The organism is Aeromonas sobria (genome assembly GCF_050266975.1).
Classification (GTDB): domain Bacteria; phylum Pseudomonadota; class Gammaproteobacteria; order Enterobacterales; family Aeromonadaceae; genus Aeromonas; species Aeromonas sobria_B.
This window is the reverse complement of sequence record NZ_JBKISU010000027.1, coordinates 1-21,339: the sequence shown is the minus strand read 5'-3', so window position 1 is coordinate 21,339 and position 21,339 is coordinate 1. Positions and strand designations below refer to the sequence as shown.

Below are 21,339 nucleotides of genomic sequence, written 5' to 3'. Positions count from 1 at the left end.
GCCACCGCGGCCAGCCACAACAGAGTATTGAGATGACGAAGGGGGAAGGCGCAAGCCTTCCCCTTTTTTGCATCACGGGAGAAGGCAGGGCGCCGTCCCTGCGAGCCTCCCGCGTGAGGGCGTTTCCCGCTTGCCCTTGGGTGGCCCGCCACGGGCTGGCGTTGATGGTGGGGATGCCGTTACAATTGCGCATTTTAAATGAATCTTATCCCGTTCGGACGTGCCATGCAGATCAGAGACTTCTTCCCGGTATCAACCAACACCAGCTTCAAAGAGAGCTGTTATGGCGCCCTCGGTGCCCTCATCGGCCTGGTGGCGACCGAGCTGCTCTGTCAGTGGTGGCTCGGGGTGAGCCCCCACTGGCTGATCGCTCCCATGGGGGCCTCCGCCGTGCTGCTGTTCGCCGCCCCGGCCAGCCCCCTGGCCCAGCCCTGGTCCATCCTGGTGGGCAACGGCGTCTCGGCCCTGATGGGGGTGCTGGCCGCGAGCGTGATCCCGGATCCGGCCCTGGCCGCCGGCGGCGCCGTCATGCTGGCCATCGCCGCCATGTTCCTGACCCGCAGCCTGCATCCCCCCGGCGGCGCCGTGGCGTTGACCGCGGTGATCGGCGGCGAAGGGGTGACGAGCCTGGGGATGGGTTATGTGTTGATCCCCGTGCTCATCAACTCCTTCCTGCTGCTGGCCATGGCCCTGCTCTACAACCGGCTGCTGGGGCGACGCTACCCCAACACGGGCAGGGCGGCGCCCCATCCACACCAGACCCGGGATCCCCAGCCGAGCGAGCGGCTGGCCACCCAGGCCAGGGACATCGACTTCGCCTTGCAAAAACACGGGGAGCTGCTCGACATCAGCCGCGAGGATCTGCGGGATCTGTTGCAGGAGGCCCAGCTGCATGCCCTGCGGGGGCGAGTGGGCACAGTGCTGGTGCAGGACGTGATGTCGCGGGATCTGGTGGTGGTCGGGCCAGATGAGCCCGCCCTGGCGGCGTGGCAACGCCTCTCCCACCACCAGATCAAGGCCCTGCCCGTGGTGGATGGGGCGGGGGGGCTGGCGGGCATCATCACCTTGCACGATCTGCTGATCGACGCCGCCCTGGCCGAGCCCAGGGCGTTGGGGGTGCTGGCGAGCCTGACGGTAGCACAGCTGATGACCCGGGAGGTGCAGACGGCGCGGCGCTACCAGCCCTTGTACGACCTGGTGACGGCGTTTTCCGACGGCGGCCTGCACCATATGCCGGTGGTAGAAGGGACTCAGCTGGTGGGCATCATCACCCAGTCCGACATGGTGGCGGCCCTGTTCAACCTGGCGCTGCGCCCGGACCCCGGGGCCGAGCGCCCCTGATCCGCGCCTTCAGTCGGCACAGGGAGCCTGGGCCCGGATCAGCGCCTTGTCCGCCTCCAGGCTCATGGCCAGCTCGCAGCGGGCCAGGGCCAGCCTGCCATGGTGGCGCGCCGCCTCGGCCATGGCCGGGCTGCCGTGGGTCAGTGCCTGCAGGGATTTTTGCAGCCGCAGGGCCACCTCCACGGTGGCGGCGCCGTCCCGGGCGATGGCGGTGAAGGCATCATCGAACAGATCGGCCATGGCCAGCGGCGGCACGCTGATCCTGTCGTAGAGGAGGGCACCCTCGTCCCGTTGAGCCTGTGACAGGGGGGCGTCCCACATCACGAACAGGCGCACCAGGGTGCCCAGTATGCCGATGGCGGTACCGGGATCGTTGACGGCGGGGGAGAGGGCGCGTCCGGCTATCTCGGCGAGCACCACCAGGCCGAAGCGGGGATCCTCGTCGAACAATCGCTCCCGTCCTATCTGAAAGGCGCCCGCCAGCCTTGCCCTGTCCAGCCTGGCCGGCTCCGGGCAGCCGTGGAGCAGGGCGAGATCCTGACCCGGCGCCACCAGGGTGCCCGGCAGGGCCAGGATCTGCACCCGGGTATCCATCTCGGCGGCCAGGGCCTGGAGGCGCGCCATGTCAATCTGTTGTACATAGCCGACCTCGGGGCTCGCCAGCGGCAGGCCCCCGATCGGGGCGCCGTCGGCGGCGTGGGCCCCCAGGGTGGGGGAGAGGCGGCGACGCTGCAAGGCGTCGTGGGTCACCTGCTCCACCCGGTTGACCGTGGTGCCCAGACGCCCCAGGCGGGCGATGCGATCCACCCAGTGCACGAACATCAGGATGACGATGGCCAGCACCACCAGGGTGAGCAGGAACAGGGTGAAACGGCCCGCCAGCTCGAAGTAGCCGTTCTTGACCCCCATCAGGGCGACCACGCTGAAGATGAAGGCGCCGATGAAGGTGGAGAGGGCGTTTTGCGACACGTCATCGGCGATCACCAGGCTGACGCTGCGAGGGGTGGCGGCGCTGCTGGCGGAGGCGTAGGCCGCCACCATGGAGGCGACGGCAAAGGTGGCGATCCCCAGCATGCTGGCGGCCATGATGGAGAGCAGGGAAAGCAGCGCCTCGCTGGTGATGGCGGGCAGGAAGCGGCCTATCCCCGCGTGATCGGCGAGTCTGGCGGCCAGGGCGCCCAGGATGGAGAGCAGGCAGATGGCCAGGGGCTTGACCCAGAGCCGCTCGCGCAGGCGGTTGAGCAGAAAGCGGATCCTATCGCGGGAGGGGATAAATGACATGGACACTCCTGTGGCGCATGGGGACACCCCAGCCTAGGGTGTTCCGGGCGGCGCCGCAATCACCTCGAGGGGCCCTGACCCGTGAGCGGCCCCGCCGGGCTGAGCGAAGAGGAGCGGCCGTGGCCGCTCCTCTTGCTGTTTTGACGGGACTCAAGCCTCAGGCGTAGCGCGCCAGGGTCAGCCCCTCGTCGCTGATGGCCGGGGTCTGGCCGCTGATGAGGTCGCTGAGCAGCTGACCCGAACCCGCCGCCATGGTCCAGCCCAGGGTACCGTGGCCGGTGTTGAGCCAGAGCCCGGGGATGGGGCTCGGCCCCACCAGGGGAGTGCCGTCCGGCGTCATGGGACGCAGACCTGTCCAGAACTCGGCCCGGGCGAGATCGCCCCCCTCGGGGAAGAGGTCGCGCACCACCATGGCCAGGGTGTCGTGGCGCCTGGGATTGAGCGCCAGGTTGAAGCCGCTCAGTTCGGCCATGCCGCCGACCCGGATCCGCTCGTCGAAGCGGGTGATGGCCACCTTGTAGGTTTCATCCAGCACGGTGCTGCGGGGGGCCGCGTCACCATTGGTCATCGGCAGGGTCAGGGAGTAGCCCTTGACCGGGTAGACAGGCAGATCCAGACCGAGGGGGCGCAGGAAGCCGGTGGCATAGCTGCCCAGGGCGCAGACGATGGCATCGGCCTGCCAGCGCTGCTCGCCACCGCGCACCGCCACCGCGCGTCCCCCCTGCACCTCGATCTCGTCGAGGGGGCAGTCGAACACGAACTTGACCCCGAGCCGCTCGGCCTCGGCGGCCAGGGCGCGGGTGAAGCGATAGCAGTCCCCCGTCTCGTCCCCGGGCAGGCGCAGCCCGCCCACCACCTTGCCGCGCACCCGTGCCAGGGCAGGCTCTGCCGCCTCGCAGCCGCTGGCATCGAGCGACTCATAGGGGACGCCGTACTCCTCGAGCACGGCGATGTCCCGCTTGCTCGCCTCGAGCTGGGCTGTGCTTCGAAACAGCTGCAGGGTGCCGAGCTGGCGCCCCTCGTAGTCCAGGGCCAGATCGTCTCGCAGCGTCTTCATGCAGTCGCGGCTGTATTCGGCCAGGCGCACCATGCGCCCCTTGTTGGTGGCATAGGCCGCCGGGGTGCAGTTGGCGAACATCTTCAGCATCCAGCGCAGCTGGAAGGGATCCGAGGTGGGGCGCACCGTGAAGGGGGCATGTTTTTGCAGCAACCACTTGGCCGCCTTGAGGGGAATGCCGGGGGCCGCCCAGGGGGCCGCATAGCCGGGGGAGATCTGCCCCGCGTTGCCGTGGCTGGTTTCAAGTGCCACCCCGCTACGGCGCTCGAGCAGGGTCACCTCGTGGCCCGCTTTGGCCAGATACCAGGCGCTGGTCACCCCAATGACGCCACCTCCCAGAACCACTATCTTCATCGCACCATCCTTGTATTCGCTGCGCGCTTTCAATGTCAGGGATCACGGCGTCCGCGTCAGGGCGGGGCAGCCGTTTCCACCAAAACCGGCCCCCAGGGTGACCGGCTGGCACTCACGTTATCACTGGCAGCGCAATCGGCAAATGTTGCATCAAAAAAATATGATATACCGCTAACTTTACATAGTTTACTGGTTTGTTATTCGTTGTGGTGATGGTGTTGCAACATATCGTGTTGCCATTTTTTGACTATGAATGACCTGCTCAATAGCAGCCTGTCCCCTTGGTCCTCGCCGATGGGGGAAGAAGAGGTTTGAATGAGTCATTTCATGGCGCGCGGCGGGGCGACAGGAGGGGAGGCAAGCCATGGGAGGCAGGGGGCTGGCCCTCTCTGCGTAGTCCGGATAACGAAAAAGCCCCTGTCGGGGCTCTGTCGTGGCAAGGCGGGCAGATCCGGAGCCGGCTTACTGCTTGTTGAAGGCGGTGGTGCGGGCCAGGGTGGTGCGGTTGTTGCTCTCCAGCCAGCTCCTGATGCGCTGGGCATCGGCGACCCTGGCCCCCGAGGTGTCGGCGTTGAGCAGCACCATGATCATGGGCTCGCGGTTGATCCTCGCCTCCATCACCAGGCAGCGGCCCGCCTCGCGGATATAGCCGGTCTTGGAGACCAGCACCTGCCAGTTGGCATCGTGTACCAGGCGGTTGGAGTTGCGATAGTGGAGCTGGTGCTTGCCTGTGCGCACATAATGCTGCTGGGCCGAGGTGTACTGGCGGATGAGAGGGTAGGCGGAGGCCGCCGCCACCAGCTTGGCCAGATCATGGGCGGTGGAGACGTTGCGCGGGTTGAGGCCTGTGCTGTCGGCAAAACGGGTGTGCCACATGCCGAGCATGCGGGCCTTGGCATTCATGGCGGCGATGAAGGCGCGCTGACCCCCAGGGTAGTAGCGGGCGAGGGAGGAGGCGGCGCGGTTCTCCGAGGCCATCAGGGAGATGTGCAGCATCTCGGCCCGGCTCAGGCGCGAGCCGATGGCCAGGCGCGAGCCCGTGCCCTTGATGCGGTCGATATCGGCCTTGCTCACCGTGATGATGTCGTTCATGCGCTGGTTGGCATCGAGCACCACCAGGGCCGTCATCAGCTTGGTGATGGAGGCGATCGGCATGACCCGGTTGCCGTTGCGCTCGGAGAGGATCTCCCCGGTGCGGGGATTGGCAATGACGAAGGCGGCCGAACTCAGGGTGGGATCATCGCGCCGCTCGAGAAATCCCTTTTGCTGAGCGGGCTGGGCCGAGGGGGGATTGAGAAAAGGGGTGGCGAAGGCCCCCAGGCTGACGGGAAGGAGCAAGGCACCGAGCAGCATTCTGGCAAGGGAAGATAGCATCATGATGGTTTACCGCGTGAAAAAAACCGAAATCAACCTCTCAGTTATATGTCGGGTTCTGTCGCGCCGCAATCCCCGCCGCCTTGAAGTGATTAAATATAAGTTGACCCCGGGGCGAGCGGGGTCAGTTCGATGCTCGCCTGGCACCTATCTTGTTGAAAAACAGCGCAAGATGAGGGCAGATGCCCCCGCGCCGGATCACCGGCGAGGGGGTTGCCATGGTCAGGCCAGGGCCTGTGCCAGTAGATGGACGGGGTGTTCGCAGCGAAAGGGGGTGCTCATCTCTATCTGCCACTTGCAGGTCTCGCAGTCGGTGATGACGAGATCGGGTTTCAGGCGGTTTATCTGATCAAACAGTCCCTCGCCGATGGCCTGGCTGGTGGCGTAGTTCTCCGACTTGAAGCCATAGGTGCCGGCGATGCCGCAGCACTGGGACGCCAGCACGCTCACCCTGACCCCGGGAATGGCCCGCAGCAGCTCGAGTGTGTAGATGACCCCTCCCATCTTCTCCAGATGGCAGGGGGTGTGGTAGGCGATGTGCAAGTCCAGCGGCTTCATGGCGGGCTGGTTGCCCTTGTTGAACTCGCTCCACAGGAAGCGGGTCACCAGAGAGATGCGATCCCGCACCTTGCGGTTGTCCTGATCCAGCAGGTGGGGATATTCGTCTCTCAGGGTGAAACCGCAGGTGGAGGAGGTGGCCAGCAGCGGCATCTCGTTGCCGAGCAGGGTGCTCTCCATCTGCTGGATGTTGAAGGCGGCCTGGCGCCTGGCCTTGTCCATGAAGCCGTTGGCGATGAGCGGCACGCCGCAGCACTTCTCCCGCGCCAGCAACTGCACGCCTATGTTCATGGCGTTGAGCACCCGCACCAGCTCCTTGCCGAGCTGGGGGTGGTTGTAGTTCACATAGCAGCCGTGGAAGTAGGCTACCTGGCGGCCGTAGCTGGCCTGGGTGGCTTGTTGGCGCTTGTACCAGCCGCGGAAGGTGCCCTGGGAGTACTTGGGCAGGTCGCGGTGGGAGGAGACCCCCAGCCCCTTGTCCAGCACCCGCTTCACGGGGGTGAGGCCTGTGGTGAAGTTGACCAGGGGGGCCATCAGGGTGGACAGGCTGCCCATCAGATCCGTGTGGGAGAGCACGAACTCGCGCACCCCCGGCTTGACGCCGCCGTACTGGTGCTTGGCCCGGGCGATGATGTCGCCGATGGGCACTCCGCTCGGGCAGGCCACCTCGCAGCGCTTGCAGTTGGTGCAATGCTTGAGCGCCTCGTCATAGAGGTCCGGATCCTTGATGCGCAGCCGCTCGCCATCCGGGCCGGCCTGCTTGGGGCCTGGATAGGCGGGATTGGCCTTGGCCACCGGGCAGTAGACGGTGCAGACGGTGCACTTGATGCATTGATCGAAGCTGTGGTTGGCATGGTCTAGCGGCATCATGATGCCTCCCTGGCGAGCTGATGGGCGGCCGAGTCGGACGGGGTGCCCCCCATCCGGGCCAGTATGTGGCCGGCGACCTGCCAGCCGGTGGCGACCGCCACCCCGGAGCCGGATCCCTCCACGATGGGGTCATAGTGGGCCAGCACGCTGCCGGCGCCATAGAGGTTGGCGAGCGCCTTGCCACCACGCAGGACCCGCAGCTGGGCATCGGTCTTGACCCCGAAACCCATGAAGGGGTGAGCGCCAAACAGGCGGCGTCCGGCCCAGGCATCGCGATCCGCCAGGCTCAGCACATCGGCCCCGAAGATGGGTTCGTCAATGCCGCCAAGACGCGAGGTCAGGCCACGGCTGAAGAAGCTGCCGCTGGCGAGCACGAAGTGATCCGCCTCGAACAGGAGATCGTCCCCGTTCTGGCTGTGGACGCCGAGCACCCTGTCTCCTGCCACCCTGGCCCCCAAGACCCGCTCACTGGTGAGGAAGGTGCCCCCCAGTGCGACGAAGCGGCGGGTGAGCGCCTCCTGCATCCGCATGCCGATGAGGGAGGGGGGCAGGGTGGCGACCTCGCGAAGGGTACAGCCGCACTGGCCCTCGAGCGCGGCGAGCCGCGACCCGACCAGCCCCTGGGAGAGGCAGGCGGGCAGCACCAGCTGGCAGTCAGCCGGTGCCTGGTGCTCGCGCAGCAGGCGGCGGATCTCCTGGGCCAGGGCGGCCAGCAGTGCATCTCCCTTGGCGTCTTGCCGATCGAACAGCCGGGCCAGATCCGCGGAGCGGCACTCGTGGGGATTGCGGCCGAAGGTGCCAAGCTGGGGCAGGTCTATCTCCCCCGTCAGCAGGCGGCTGTGGGCCAGGCGGGGATGGCGCGCCAGATTGGCCGCCGCCAGGGCGGGGTGAAAGTCGCGAAAGCCTGCCAGGGTGGCCAGCATGATGGCGGAGGGGGCGGGCGCCGCCCCGATGCAGGCGCTGCTGCGGGGGGAGAGCCAGGTGGCTTTCAGGGTGCCGAGGGGGGTGAGCCGCAGGTGGTTGTGCTGCTCGTGATAGAGGGGCAGGCCCTGGGCGGCGCAGTGGCGCTGCAGATCGGCCAGGCTCGCCGCTATGTTGGCAGGGCCCACCTTGGCGTAGGGGTGCGCCGGGTTGGCGGCGAGGAAGGCGGGCAGGGCGGCGTAGGGGTCGCCTTCCCCCTCGAGCAGGTCCACCGAGCCGGAGGAGAAGTGCAGTGCGCTCTGGCCCGAGGCCATGATCAGGGTCTTCTGGCCCGCCTCGGCGAGGCGCAGCCCGGCGCACAGGCCCGCCATGCCGCCGCCGATGATAAGGGTATCGAATCTCATGCGGATGCTCCTTGATAGGTCTCGCTCGGGGACAAGGGGGCGTCTTTGGGCCCGGGGGCCGGCGCCAGCTCAGGGGACAGGCCGCACAAGCCCTGATAAATCCAGTGGGTAAACTCGGTCTCTCGCAGGGCATCGCCCCAGAGCACGGGCCTCACCCCCTGGAAGCGCTCCTCCAGGAAGTCGCGCAGCATCTGGCAGGCGCCCTGGCCGTCGGCCTTGCCGTATTCGTGCATCAGGCCGGCGGCGCGATAGGCGCACAGCTCGCCCTGGCAGGGCCCCATGCCGAGGCGGGTGCGGCGACGCAGATCCACCAGGTTGTCCACCGCCAGCTCGCGCAGGGCATAGCCTATCTCTCCGGCCGTCACCATCTCGCATTCGCAGATGAGGGCATTGGCCCTGGGGTTGCCTTGAAAGAAGGCGATGACCCGTTCGCCATGGCGCGATTCGGCCGCGCCCTTGACCGGCCTCGACAGGCCGGGGGCCGGGTGGCGTTCGGGATCCTGGGATCCGGGCAGGGGGAGCTGGGCGGTGCGACAGGGCTTGTCGTTGCCAAGCTTGCTGGCCACCAGATCCGTGGCCATTTCGGCCATCAGCCGATAGGTCATCAGCTTGCCCCCGGTGATGGTGATGAACCCCTCCAGACCATCCCGGCTTGCGTGATCGAGCAGCACTATGCCGCGGCTGATGTTGCGCCCCGAGGGGTCGCCATCCACCGCCACCAGGGGACGCACCCCGGCATAGGCGCGCAGCAGGCGGGCCCTGGCCATGGCGGGCGCCAGCTTGATCCCCTCGCGCAGCAGTACCTCGACCTCCCCCGGGGTGACGGCGAGCCTGTCTATCTCCTGGTAATCGATGCGGCTGGAGGTGGTGCCGATGAGGGAGATGGTGTCGCCGGGCACCAGGATGTCGGCGTCTGCCGGCTTGCGGGCCCGGTTGATCACGCATTGGTTGAGGCGGTGATCCAGGATGAGCAGGGAGCCCTTGGCGGGGAACATGCGGATGCCGAGCTCGGCATACTCGGCGATCTGCTGACCCCAGATGCCGGCGGCATTGATCACCTGCTCGGCCAGGATCTCGACCGGTTCGCCACTGCGCAGGTTGACGGCGCGCACTCCCAGCACCCTCTCTTGCTGGCGCAGCAGCCCCACCACCTTGCAGTGGGTGAAGAGGCGGGCGCCATGCTCCCTGGCATCGAGCACGTTGGCGCTGGCTAGGCGAAAGGGGTCGACGGTGCCGTCGGGCACCTGTATGGCGCCGATCAGGGCAGGATTGACGCTGGGTTCGAGGCGCAGGGCCTCCCCTGGCTCGAGCTGGCGGGTCTCTATCCCGGCCGCCGCGCAGGCCGCCATGAACGGCGCCTGGAACTGGATATCGTCCTCGGGCAGGGTGACAAACAGGCCCCCGGTCTCGTCGACGCAGTGGCGGGCGATGCGTTTGAGGATGCGGTTCTCCGCGATGCACTCCCTGGCCGACTCGGGATCCGTCATGGCGTAGCGCGCCCCCGAGTGGAGCAGACCATGGTTGCGGCCCGTGGTGCCGGCGGCGATATCGTCGCGCTCGAGCAGGATGCAATCTATGCCCCGCAAGGCGCAGTCGCGCATGATACCGGCGCCAGTTGCGCCCCCTCCTATGATGACTACGCTAGTCGAGACCCTGTTCATCTTGCCCGTTCCCTTTTACTGACAGTGGTGCCAGTGTGGCCTGAGTCAGGGCAAAAATGTTTGATTTAGACCAAATTTATGAGCGTTATCGAAAGTTTTGTGGGTGGAGTGAGCCACTGGCGCCGGGACCCGTTGGCTATCCATACCAATCATGTTGATTTATCATGGCGGCACTCAGGTGGTGGGTTCGACCGCCATCGTGCTTGGTTGTCGAGCATTCAGCTGGCGTTTTCATGTTTGATGAAATAAATAGGGGGCAGTATGGAAGATAATCGAATGGATACTCCGACTCAGGTCAAGCAGGTGCAAGGAGAGGTGTTCATTATCGACCAGGCCGGGGCTGTCTCCCGGATGCCGCCCGAGGGGCAGATCGCTCCCGGTCAGGTGATGCTGACCGGGCGCCACGGTCAGGCCTGGCTGGGCAGTGATGGCCAGGCGCTGCAGGTGGGCCCCAATTGTGCCACTTGCGTCGATGAAGAGGGCAACTGGGTCAGCAGCGCCCACACCCTGACCCTCAATGGCGAGCCGGACAAGGCGCCCACCCATGTCGATCTGGAGGCGTTGCAACAGGCCATCCGCGCCGGGGTTGACCCCACGGCCGTCTTCGCCGACACCGCCGCCGGTCCCGGGGACACCGCGGGGGGCGGCGTGGTGGGCGCGGGCTCCAGTGCCGCCGGTTTCATCGTGGTCGACCGGACCAATGACGCCACCCTGGCCGAGGCCGGTTTCGACACCGATCACCAGGGCGCGCGCCAGGAGGTGCGTGATCGCTACGATGGTGAGTACGTGGATGCCTATGCCGCCATCACCATCTTCGAGCCCCAGACCAGCGACAACATCATCAACGCCGACGAGGTGATGAACCTCATCATCCGGGGCGAGGTCTCGGACGTGGAGGAGGGGCAGCCCGTCACCGTCACCCTGATTGATCAGGATGGCAACCGCCTCACAATGACCACAGTGGTGCTGCCCGGCAACCAGTGGGCCGCCGATTTTGGCGACGTCACCGGCAAGCTGGTGGACGGCCCCCTCACCATTCATGCCCATACCGTCGATCGCTTCGGCAACGAGGCGGTCGACACCGGTCAGACCCTGCTTGACACCATCACCACCATCACGCTCGACTTGGCCGATGAGAGCGACACCGGCGCCAGCCAGACCGACGATCTGACCCGGGACAGCACGCCGCTGCTGCAAGGCAAGGGGGAGCCCGGCGCCACCGTCACCCTGACCCTGGAAGGCAGGGTGATGGCCGTGCTCACCGTGGATGGCAACGGCAACTGGCAGTATCCCATCCCCGATACCCTGGCCGAGGGCGCCCATGATTTTCGCGTCGATGCGGTGGACATCGCGGGCAACCGGGCCAGCGACACCTTGACGGTGACGGTGGATACCCGCGCCGGTATCGACATCGACGACCTCGATACCGACAGCATCCTCGGCCATGACAATGTCGCCCTGAGCGGCAGCACCACGGACGTGGAGGCGGGGCAGAGCGTCACCATCAGCCTCATCGGCCAGAACGGCCAGACCCTCTACAGCGGCAGCGCCCTGGTGGGCAGCGATGGTCGCTGGCAGCTGGGGGGCCTGGATCTCTCCGGCATCCAGGGTCCCTATGAGGTGCGCGCCGAGGTGACGGATCTGGCGGGCAACCGGGTGATCGACGGGGCTCCCCTCATCGGTCAGAGCGATACCCTGACCCTGTCCGAGGCGGATCTGGCCAAGGGGCCGGTGAGCGCCACCGGATCCCTGCACACAGGGGCAGGTCTGGATGGCAACCTGCAGGTGAGCTTCGCCGCCGATCAGAGCGCCCTCGAGCAGCTTGGCCTGACCAGCCATGGCGCTCCCCTCAGCTATCAAACAAGCGGCCAGACCCTCAGTGCCAGCGCGGGGGGCGTGACCGTCTTCACCCTGACCCTGGCCAACGACGGCAGCTATCGCATCGTCTGGCACCAGAGCCTGGATCACGGCCAGGACAGCCTGAGCCTGCCGTTCTCCCTGGAGTACCGCGACAGCGACGGGGATCGGGTGAGTGCCAATCTCACCGTCAACCTGGTGGACAGCACGCCGCCGGACTTCACCATAGCCCCCATCAGCCTCACCGAGGATGATTTCACCAATGCGGCGGCCGTGGTGGGACAGAGCCAGTTCGTGGTGGGCCATCAGGCCGATCCCCTGCTGGCGGACTCCGTCGCCTTCGCCGATCAGGCCAATACCCTGGCTCGCCTCAATGGCAGCGGCATCAGCAGCGACGGTCATGTGCTGACTTTCGAATTCAGCGGCGATCGCCTGCTGACCGGTTACTACCTGGATGGCAACGGCAACCGGGTCGAGGTGCTCAAGGCCGAGCTGACTGCCAGCCAACATGGCAGCGATATCGATGGCAAGATCACCGTCTCCCTTGTCGGGCCTCTGGATCATCAGGGCAGCGACCAGCTCTCCCTCGGGCTTTCCGTCTCCGCCAAGGAGATAGACGGTGACGAGACCCGCGCCGATCTGGTTGTCTCCATCGACGACGGTGTGGATCCCCGCCTTGGCATCGATACCGGCATCACCTTGCAGGAAGGGGCCTCTGGCCAGACTCTGGAGGGCCAGTTGCCGGTGAGTGTCGGCAGCGATCGCCTGGTGTCCCTCAACTTCGAGGCAAGCCAGCCCGCCCTGGATGGTCTCACCAGCGGCGGCCAGCCGACCCACTATCAGGTCAACGGCAACGTCATCACCCTGCAGGATGCGGACGGCAAGACCATTCTGACCGTGACCCTGGGGCTGGATGGCAAGTACCAGGTGGCGCTCGACGGCGTGCTGGATCAACCGGTCAGCACCAACAGCATCAACCTGGGGCTGCAAGTAGTGGGCAGCGACTTTGACGGGGACAAGAGCAACCTCGGCACCCTCAATATCCATATCACCGACGGCGTGCTACCCCAGGTCGACCCCGTCTCCCTCACCCTGGTGGAGGACAGCGACTGGAACGCGACCCAGACCCTCACCGGGGATCTGGCCATCAGCGCCGGGGCCGACCCCCTGGTCAATATCGCATTCGATGCCAGCCAGCCTGGCCTGCAGGGGCTCACCAGCGGCGGCCAGCCCGTGGTCATCACCATCAGCGGCAACAGCATCAGCGGCGCCGTCAACGGCCAGAACGTCTTCACCCTGACCCTGACCTTCGACAAGGCGGGGCAAGCCGGCCACTACGTCTTCACCCTCAACCAACCGCTGGATCAGGGGAGTGTCGACAGCCTGCTTTTGGCGGGCTTCACCTTGACTGACAGCGATGGCGACACCGTCTCCTCCAGCCTGACCGTGGCCATCGGCGATGGGGCCAATCCGGTCATCAGCGCCGTGACCGGCACCGAGATGACGGAGGCGAACCAGGGCGACGGCGCCCTGGTGAGCACCATGAGCTTCACCGTGAACCACGGCTCGGACGCGCTCGATGCAAGCAGCCTTAGATTCGATATCACGGCCATTCAAGGCAGCCTGAATGGCAAGTACAGCAGCCATGGCAGCCCGGTGACCTTCACCCTGAATGCCAATGGGGAGCTGGTGGGGACCAGTAGCGACGGTCGCGAAGTGCTGCGGGCCGAGCTGGAACTGGTGGAAACCAACGGCAACTGGAGCGTCACCGCCAAGGTGACCCTGGAGGCAGAGCTGGATCACCAGGGCAGCGAGTCCCTCGACTTGCCGCTCACCGTCACCCTGACCGACAAGGATGGGGACAGGGTCTCCACCGACTTGCCGCTCACCATCAAGGACGGCCATGCGCCGGGCTTCGTGGCGGGCAGTGGCGTGAGCCTCAACGAAGGGGATCTCGACGGCCAGAGCCCCCTGACCGGCACCGGCCACTTCACCGTGGACGCGGGCTCGGATCGGGTGAGCGAGGTGTCGTTTGCCGACATCAGCGAGCAACCGGCGCTGACCGCGTTGGGCCAGAGCGTGAAATACGAACTGGTGGACGGCGATGCCAGCATCCCGGGCAACCAGATCCTCAAGGGTTATGTGGAGGTGAACGGGGTGCGGGTCGAGGTGCTCCAGGTGGAACTGGTGGGCAAGCTCGACAACGCCGCCAGCAACGGCTTTGACTACAAGGTCACCCTGTTCGAGGGGGTCCACCAGGCCAATGGCGGCAGCACCGACTTGCCGTTCAAGGTCAATGTGGTCGACAGCGACAAGGGGGCGGGCAACAACGACAGCACCACGGGCACTCTCAACATCAGCGTGGCGGAAGGGGCCAACCCGACCCTCAGCCTCACCGGGGTGACCCTGAATGAGGGGCGCTTCGATGGCGCCGCCAGCAACCAGACCGCAGACGATCAGCACGCCACCGGCACCCTGACCATCACGGCGGATTCCGATCCCGTGGTGGACGTGCGGCTGACCCTCTCTGGTCAGGTGGTGGATGGGAGTGGCAACCCCATCACCCACAACGGCGAGACCCTTACCTGGCAGGAGGTGGCGGGCAGCAACGGCCATTCCTTCCAGGCCCTGACCGCCAGCGGCACCCTGGTGCTGAGCGTCACCCTGCCGGGCGTGCCGGGCAGCATCGCGGCCCACAGCAGCCAGACCCTGGATTACCAGGTGACGGTGCACACCAACCTGGATCACGGCGCGGATGACAGGCTCGACCTCACCCTGCCGGTGAAGGTGACCGACAGCGACGGCAGCGTGATCACCGGCGAGACCACTGCCGTGATCACCGATGCCGCCGATCCCGTGATCAGCGCCATCGATAGCGTCACCGTCAAGGAGTCTGATCTCGATGGGGGCAGCGGCCAGCACATCGGCACCAGCCCGTCCGGGACGGGGGAGATCGCCGTCGGCCAGGTGACCATCGTCGCCGGGAGCGATCGGGTGGCCGCCCTGCAACTGGATGTGGCCCGTTTCAACGCCCTCAATCAGCTCACCTCGGGGGGCAAGCCCGTCACCATGAGTGCCGACAGCCAGCCGGGTGTCTATCTTGGCAAGGACAGCGCAGGCAAGCTCATCTTCACGCTGACCCTGGATGTCTCCGGCCGCTACACCTTCGAGCTGACCGGCAATCTGGATCACAGCGTCCAGGGCAAGGATCTGCTGGATATCCAGCTGCCACTGCAGGCCCTGGACAGCGACGGGGATCTGAGCGCCGAGGTGATAGGCCATGTGAGCGTGGAGGATGACGTGCCCGTGGCCGTGGACGCGGGCAAGACCCTCAACGAGGGGGCCAAGGTGAGCGGCGATCTGCTGGCCACCGCCAGCGAGGGGGCGGATGATGCGGTGGTGAGAGCGGTGACCATCAATGGCACCGAGCACCCCATCGCCGCCACGGGCAATACCACCATAGCGGTGACTGACGGCACGGGTCAGCCCATCGGCACCCTGGTGATCAATGCCGAGGGCAAATACAGCTTCACCGCCCTGGCCGGGATCGACCACAGCAACAAGACCCTGGTGCAGACCATAGACTTCCAGCTGGTGGACGGGGATGGGGATACCGACGACGGTGTGCTGACCCTGACCATCAGGGACGAGGCGGGCAAGCTGACCGTCAGTGCCGTCAGCGGCGCCGAGGACGCGGGGGCCGGCGATCCCGGCCAGGGGATCCCCATCACCATGAACCTGGATGTGGGGGATTTCGATCGGGGCGAGCATGTGGAGACACTGCTTATCCAGGCGCCCGCCAACACCCATGGCACCTTCTACTTCAACGGGGTGGCGCTCACCACGGTCACCCAGGGGGGCAAGACCTGGTATCAGGTGCCGCCGGAGGCCATGGTCACCAGCGACAATGAGCACTACCAGACCCAGGGGCTCACCTTCGTACCCTCTCACGACTATTCGAGCTACAACGATGGCGGCAACCCGCTGCGCTTCCCGGTGCAGCTGCAGGTGGGTGTCACCGAGGGGAGCAAGCCTCCGGTGCTGACCGGCAACCTGGAGATCACGGTGCAGGGCATCGCCGACAAACCCCTGTGGGATGCGGGCAGCACCCATCAGCACTACAGCACGGACGAGGACGGCAGCGGCATCGCCCTCAACGTCAAGGCGGGTCTCACCGACACGGACGGCTCCGAGACCCTGAGCTACCGGATAGAGTGGGCGTCCGGCGAGGGCACGCTGATCCTGAATGGCAAGGCGCTCATCCCGGGGGCGAACGGCCTCTATACGGTGGCCGGTGGCGACATCAACAAGGTGACCGTGGTGCCCGGCAAGGATTACAGCGGTGACATCAAGCTGGTGCTGACCCCGGTGAGCACGGAGAAGACCCCTGTGGTGACCGGGCAGGAGACCACCCTCGGCGATCCGCTGGAGGTGGTTGTCAACGTCAACCCGGTGGCGGATGACGCCAAGTTGACGGTGCGCGAGATCCAGGGCAAGGAAGATACCCTGCTGGATCTGGGCAGCAAGATAGTGCTCACCCATCTGGGGGACACCACGGATGGCTCCGAGAGCCTGTTCGTGCGCATCAGCGGCCTGCCCGCCGGTGCCACCCTCTGGCTCGGCGGCGTGGCGGTGGCCCAGGATGGGAACGGCTACTACGAGGTGCCCTATGACCGCATCGGCGAGCTCAGGCTCGAGCCGCCCAAAAACAGCAACGTCGATTTCGATCTCACCATTGAAGGGGTGGTGAAGGACAGCGCCACCCTGACCGATGCCAATGGCCAGACCCACATTGTGGTGAACGAGAAGGTGATCGGCAGCCAGGGCCTGCACGTGGATCTGGTGGGGGTGGTGGATGAGCCCCATCTTGACCTCAACACCACCGACTGGACCCAGGAGGGCAACGGCTACAGCATCACCATAGAGGAAGATGGCCGGGCACCCCTGGACTTCAAGCTGGAGTCAGGGGAGTGGACCGATACCCCGCTCGATCACTCGGAAACCCTGAACCTGGTGCTGGAAGGCTTGCCGGAAGGAGCCAGGGTGTTCGATGGCAACGGCAACGAACTGACCCTCACCTTCGCCGGGCTTGATGGCAAGGGCCAGCCGACCTATCAGGTGGACGTCTCGAACCTGGGCAACCTGCAGATCCAGCCGCCCCCCAACAGCACCGAAGACCTGCACCTGGTCGGCCACGTGGTGGTGACCGAAAACGACGGGGATCACAAGAGCTTCGATGTGCCGCTCACCATCAAGGTGGAGCCGGCTATCGACGCCACCGACTACGCCAAGACCAGCGAGGGTCTGGAGGATCAGTTCATCGTGCTCGACTGGCAGCCGGAGTTGACCGACGGCGCCGAGCAGGTGACCCACCTCAGCCTCTCCGGCATCGAGCCCGGGTATGAAGTCTGGATCCGGGTGGGCGGTGTGGATACCCGGCTCGATGTGAACGGTGGCGCCGTGGACCTGAGCGACGCTGAGCTGCAGAGCCTGCAAAACGGCGGCCAGCTGTTGGTGAAAGGGCCCGAGGACAGTGACAAGGACACCACTATCCAGAGTCATGTCACTGTGACCCAAGTGGATGTGGATTCCAGCGCCACCGCCCAGAAGGTGATCGAGGGCACCCTGCATGTGGATATCCAGGCCGTGGTCGAACCCGATGGCAACCTGGTGCAGACCGGGGGCGCCCTGGAGAGTCCGGACGGACACGACATCCCGCTGGGCGGGGTATTCGCGTTCGAGGATCTGGACCCCAGCAGCGATGAGGTCATCGACTACCTGGTGATCAGCGATCTGCCCCCCGGCTTCGTGGTAGTGGGCGGGATCAACGACGGCCAGGGCAACTGGACTGTGCCCCGCGACGCCCTCGGCAGCTATGCCCTGCGCTCGCCCGATGACTATACGGGCACCGTCACCTTCAAGGTCAGCGCCAGGGTGATCGATCTTGGCGACAACAACGAGGGGGACGTGAGCGCCCCGGTCTATCGGGAGATCACCGTCAGCGCCGACTTCCATGACTCGACCAGCTCGGGCCAGATCGCGGCCGACGTCGATTTTGACAACAGCGCCCCCATCACAGGAGTGGAGGACCATGGCGTCAACTTCGGCAGCCAGCTCAAGGACATGGTGACCCTGGGCACGGCGGACATCGGCGACGACGAGCTCAGCATCGTCCTCACAGGTCTGCCCCCCGGCGTCAACGTGCAGGGGCTCACCTATGACTTCGTCAACGGCGAGTACCTCATCAAGCTGCCGGGCGGCCTCGATGACCTCGACCGGCTGACCCTGACCCTGCCGGAGGATTACGCCGGCGACGGCCTGCACTTCAACGTGCGCCTGGTCAACACCGACACAGTGAGTGGCGACACCAAGACGGTGGAAAAAGAGGTCACCCTCTCCATCACCCCGGAGGTGGACATCAACGGCGGTCGTGACGGCCAGCCAGAGCTGACGCTGCAGGTGAAGGAGGAGAACGGCCAGCCGGGCAACCTGGAAGACACCGAGATCCACCTCGATCTCTCGGTCAAACTCGCGGACATCAGCCCCTCGGTAGACGATGGCGGTCTCGAGACGGTGGAGCGGGTGGTCGTGACCGTGGATCCCCAATATGGTCACTTCCTCGACGAGCACGGCCAGCCGGTCACCACGCTGACGGTCGATGATGATCCGGCTGCCCTCAAGGATCTGGTGTTCGTGCCCAAGGAGCACTTCAGCGGCAAGGTGCCCCTGGATATCCGGGTCGACATCCTGGACAGTGCCACCACGGGCACGGACAGGGGCAGCTGGAGCGGCCAGGCGAGCTTCGAGGTGCTGCCGGTCAACGATCCGGCCAACCTCACGGTGAAGGATGTGAACGGCAACGAGGATGGCTGCGTGAGTCTGGGCGGGCTGGGCGCGACCCTGATTGACAATGATGGCTCCGAGCAGATAGTGGCGCTGCAGATAAAAGGGGTGCCGGACGGCTTCACCCTGTCCGCCCCGGCGGTCAACAACGGCGGCGGGGTGTGGCAGGTGCCTGTGGGCACCGACTTTTCCACCCTGACCCTGATCCCGCCGGCAGATTTTAGCGGCACAGTGGATCTCACCCTGAGCGCCTTCACCCTGGACCAGGGGCTCACCCTGCCGCTCGAGACCAGCGGCGGCTTCACCGTCACCGTCAATCCGGTGGGGGATACCATCATCGCCGACATCCAGGACCAGGCGAGCGGCACCGAGGGAGATGTCGTCACCCTCAACCTGGGGCTGGAGACCAGAGACACCCAGGCCACCGGCGGCAGCGCCCCCAACGTTCACGAGAACGGGCCCGAGCAGGTGCGGGTCACCCTGGAAGGGGTACCCGACGGGGCCGAGATCCGCCTGCCTGACGGGGTCGATGGCACCGTGGTGGATCTGGGCGGCGGCGTCTGGCAGGTGACCACGGCGGGCGGCAAGCTCGACGGGGTGGAGCTGGTGACCCATGACGCCAACGGCGCCATGGAGATCAAGGTGACGGCCCAGAGCCTGGACAACGGCGCCCTCGGCCCCGAAGTGAACGGCACCATCCATCTCGATGTGAGCCCGGTCAACGATGCCCCCATCAACGTGCTGCCTGGGGATCTCCAGGTGGCCCAGGAGGACGAGCCCCTCGTCATCCAGGGTCTGCAGGTCAAGGACGTGGATGCGGGCAGCGGCATCATGGAAGTCCGCCTGTCGGTGGATCACGGCACCCTGACCCTGCCGGCAGGGAGCGGGGTGACCCTGACCGGCAATGGCACCGGCGATGTGGTGCTGACCGGCACCCTGGCGGATCTCAACGCCCTGCTCGCGGGCGGGGTCACCTATCAGGGGGATCCGGACTTCCACGGCAATGACGCCTTGACCATGGTGACGGACGATAGGGGCAACACCGGCAGCGGCGGCGCCCTGAGTGACACCGATGTGCTGCCCATCCTGGTCGAGCCGGTCAACGATGCTCCCGTCAACCAGCTGCCGACCACGCCCCAGGTGGCGCAGGAAGATCAGCCCTTCGCCATTCACGGGCTGCAGGTGAGCGATGTGGATGCGGGCGACAGCCCTCTCTCGGTGACCCTCTCCGTGCTGCACGGCACCCTGGAACTGGCGGCGGGCAGCGGCGTGACGGTGAGCGGCAGCGGCAGCGACACCTTGGTGCTGAGCGGCTCCCAGGATGCCATCAATGCTCTGCTCGCAGGCGGCGTGACCTATCAGGGTGAGCAGGACTTCAATGGCCAGGATGCCCTGACCATGGTGACCAATGACCTTGGCAACACCGGCAGCGGTGGTGCCCTGAGCGACACCGACCTGCTGCCCATCCTGGTCGAGCCGGTCAACGACGCCCCCGAGCTGACCCTGCCTGCGGGCGGCCTCTCGGTGGATGAGGATGGGGAGCTCATCCTTGGCGGCATCAGCGTCAAGGATCTGGATGCGGGCACGGCGCCGGTGCAAGTCACCCTCAGGGTCGAACACGGCCTGCTGGTGGCCGCCGCTGGCGCCGGGGTGAGTGTGCTCGGCAACAACAGCAACAGCCTGACCCTGACGGGCTCCCAGGATGCCCTCAACGCCTTCCTGGCCGGCGAGGTGCACTATCAGCCAAGTCCCGACTACTGGGGAGACGACAACCTCAGCCTGGTGGTCTCGGATCTCGGCAACACGGGGGCGGGCGGCGCCCTGGAGGCGAGCGGCCAGGTGGGCATCGCGATCGCGGCCCAGGCCGATCAGCCCACCCTGACCCTGGACAGCCATGACGTCACTGCCCTCGCGGGGGGCTGGGTGCCCCTCAGCCTGAGTGCCTGGGTCGCCAATCCCGAGCCCGGTGAGCTCAGCATACGGCTCAGTGGCCTGGGCGGTGCCCAGGTGCTGGATCAGGATGGCCATACCGTGGGGCAAGATCTGGGCAACGGCGACTGGCTGCTGCCCGGGGACAGCAATCTGCCCCTCTTCTTGGACGGACTGGGGGTTGGGGATCACAGCATTGCCCTGCAGGCCGAGTCCAGTTCGGGCGGCAGCGTCATCCGCTCGCTCCCGGACACCCTGGCCGTGCACACGGTGGCGGGCAACGAGCTCCATGGCAGCGGCGGCGATGATCACCTGGTGGGCAGTCAGGGGGACGACATCCTCTATGGCGGCGCCGGCAGTGACATCCTCACCGGTGGGCTGGGCAGCGACACCTTCGTCTGGCAGTTGCCGGATGCGGGCACGGCCAGCCAGCCGGCCCTGGACACCATCACCGACTTCAACCTGGCACAGGGAGACAGGCTGGATCTCAGCGACATGCTCAAGGGGAGCGGCGCTGGCAGCGTCAACGACCTGCTCGCCCATGTCCAGGTGTCGGTGACGGCGGGCAGCGATGGCGCCAGCGATCTGCGGCTGGACATCTCTCCCGATGGCAGCGGTCAGGTGACCCAGTCCATCGCGTTGAGAGACGTGGATCTCTCCAGCCTCGATCTCGGCGGGGGCAGTCAGAGCGAGATCCTGACCTCCCTCATCGACAGTCAGCACCTCATCATCCACCACCCCTGATGCAACAAGGCCGCCCTCGTGAAGTGAACCCCATTTATTGGACACATTAGTTGGCGGATGACATGGCCTGAGTTCGGTACTGTACCGGGCTCAGGCCGTTTAGTTTTGCTTTGATCCGCTCGTGGTTGTAGTAGTGGATGTATTC

The 21,339-nt window shown here is 66.0% G+C and carries 8 protein-coding genes and 1 pseudogene; 2 read left to right on the top strand and 7 right to left on the bottom strand.

Features of this window, described 5'->3' with window-relative positions; all coding sequences use genetic code 11:
- Window positions 1-225: 225 nt before the first annotated feature.
- Window positions 226-1,341, top strand: coding sequence for an HPP family protein (locus ACLHZ1_RS15175; RefSeq protein ID WP_427262757.1), 1,116 nt, complete (start codon window positions 226-228; stop codon window positions 1,339-1,341).
- Between the two features lie 9 nt (window positions 1,342-1,350).
- On the opposite strand, the gene ACLHZ1_RS15170 is transcribed toward ACLHZ1_RS15175, so the two are convergent.
- The 6 genes and pseudogenes from ACLHZ1_RS15170 to glpA all read right to left on the bottom strand — a co-directional run.
- Complete coding sequence (locus ACLHZ1_RS15170) at window positions 1,351-2,622, bottom strand: DUF2254 domain-containing protein (RefSeq protein ID WP_427262756.1); 1,272 nt, start codon at window positions 2,620-2,622, stop codon at window positions 1,351-1,353.
- 157 nt (window positions 2,623-2,779) lie between these two features.
- Window positions 2,780-4,066 (bottom strand): D-amino acid dehydrogenase, encoded by a 1,287-nt coding sequence (locus ACLHZ1_RS15165; RefSeq protein WP_427262755.1) that lies wholly within the window; start codon window positions 4,064-4,066, stop codon window positions 2,780-2,782.
- 429 nt (window positions 4,067-4,495) lie between these two features.
- Window positions 4,496-5,410, bottom strand: coding sequence for a serine hydrolase (locus ACLHZ1_RS15160; protein WP_427262754.1), 915 nt, complete (start codon window positions 5,408-5,410; stop codon window positions 4,496-4,498).
- Window positions 5,411-5,629: 219 nt separating this feature from the next.
- Window positions 5,630-6,832, bottom strand: coding sequence for an anaerobic glycerol-3-phosphate dehydrogenase subunit GlpC (gene glpC / locus ACLHZ1_RS15155; RefSeq protein ID WP_427262785.1), 1,203 nt, complete (start codon window positions 6,830-6,832; stop codon window positions 5,630-5,632).
- Entirely contained in the window at window positions 6,832-8,160 is a 1,329-nt protein-coding gene (glpB, locus tag ACLHZ1_RS15150; RefSeq protein ID WP_427262753.1) for a glycerol-3-phosphate dehydrogenase subunit GlpB, read from the bottom strand. Before glpB ends, glpC begins: the two co-directional genes overlap by 1 nt.
- Window positions 8,153-9,821: pseudogene (glpA, locus tag ACLHZ1_RS15145) on the bottom strand (anaerobic glycerol-3-phosphate dehydrogenase subunit A); the annotation flags it as partial. The pseudogene glpA and the gene glpB, both read right to left, overlap by 8 nt.
- 261 nt (window positions 9,822-10,082) lie before the next feature.
- On the opposite strand from glpA, the gene ACLHZ1_RS15140 reads away from it, so the two are divergent.
- On the top strand, window positions 10,083-21,194 hold the full coding sequence (locus tag ACLHZ1_RS15140) for a retention module-containing protein (protein ID WP_427262752.1): 11,112 nt from the start codon (window positions 10,083-10,085) through the stop codon (window positions 21,192-21,194).
- Window positions 21,195-21,240: 46 nt separating this feature from the next.
- Here the strand turns inward: ACLHZ1_RS15140 and ACLHZ1_RS15135 are convergent.
- On the bottom strand, window positions 21,241-21,339 hold a 99-nt coding region (locus ACLHZ1_RS15135), incomplete at its 5' end, for an IS3 family transposase (RefSeq protein WP_427262416.1).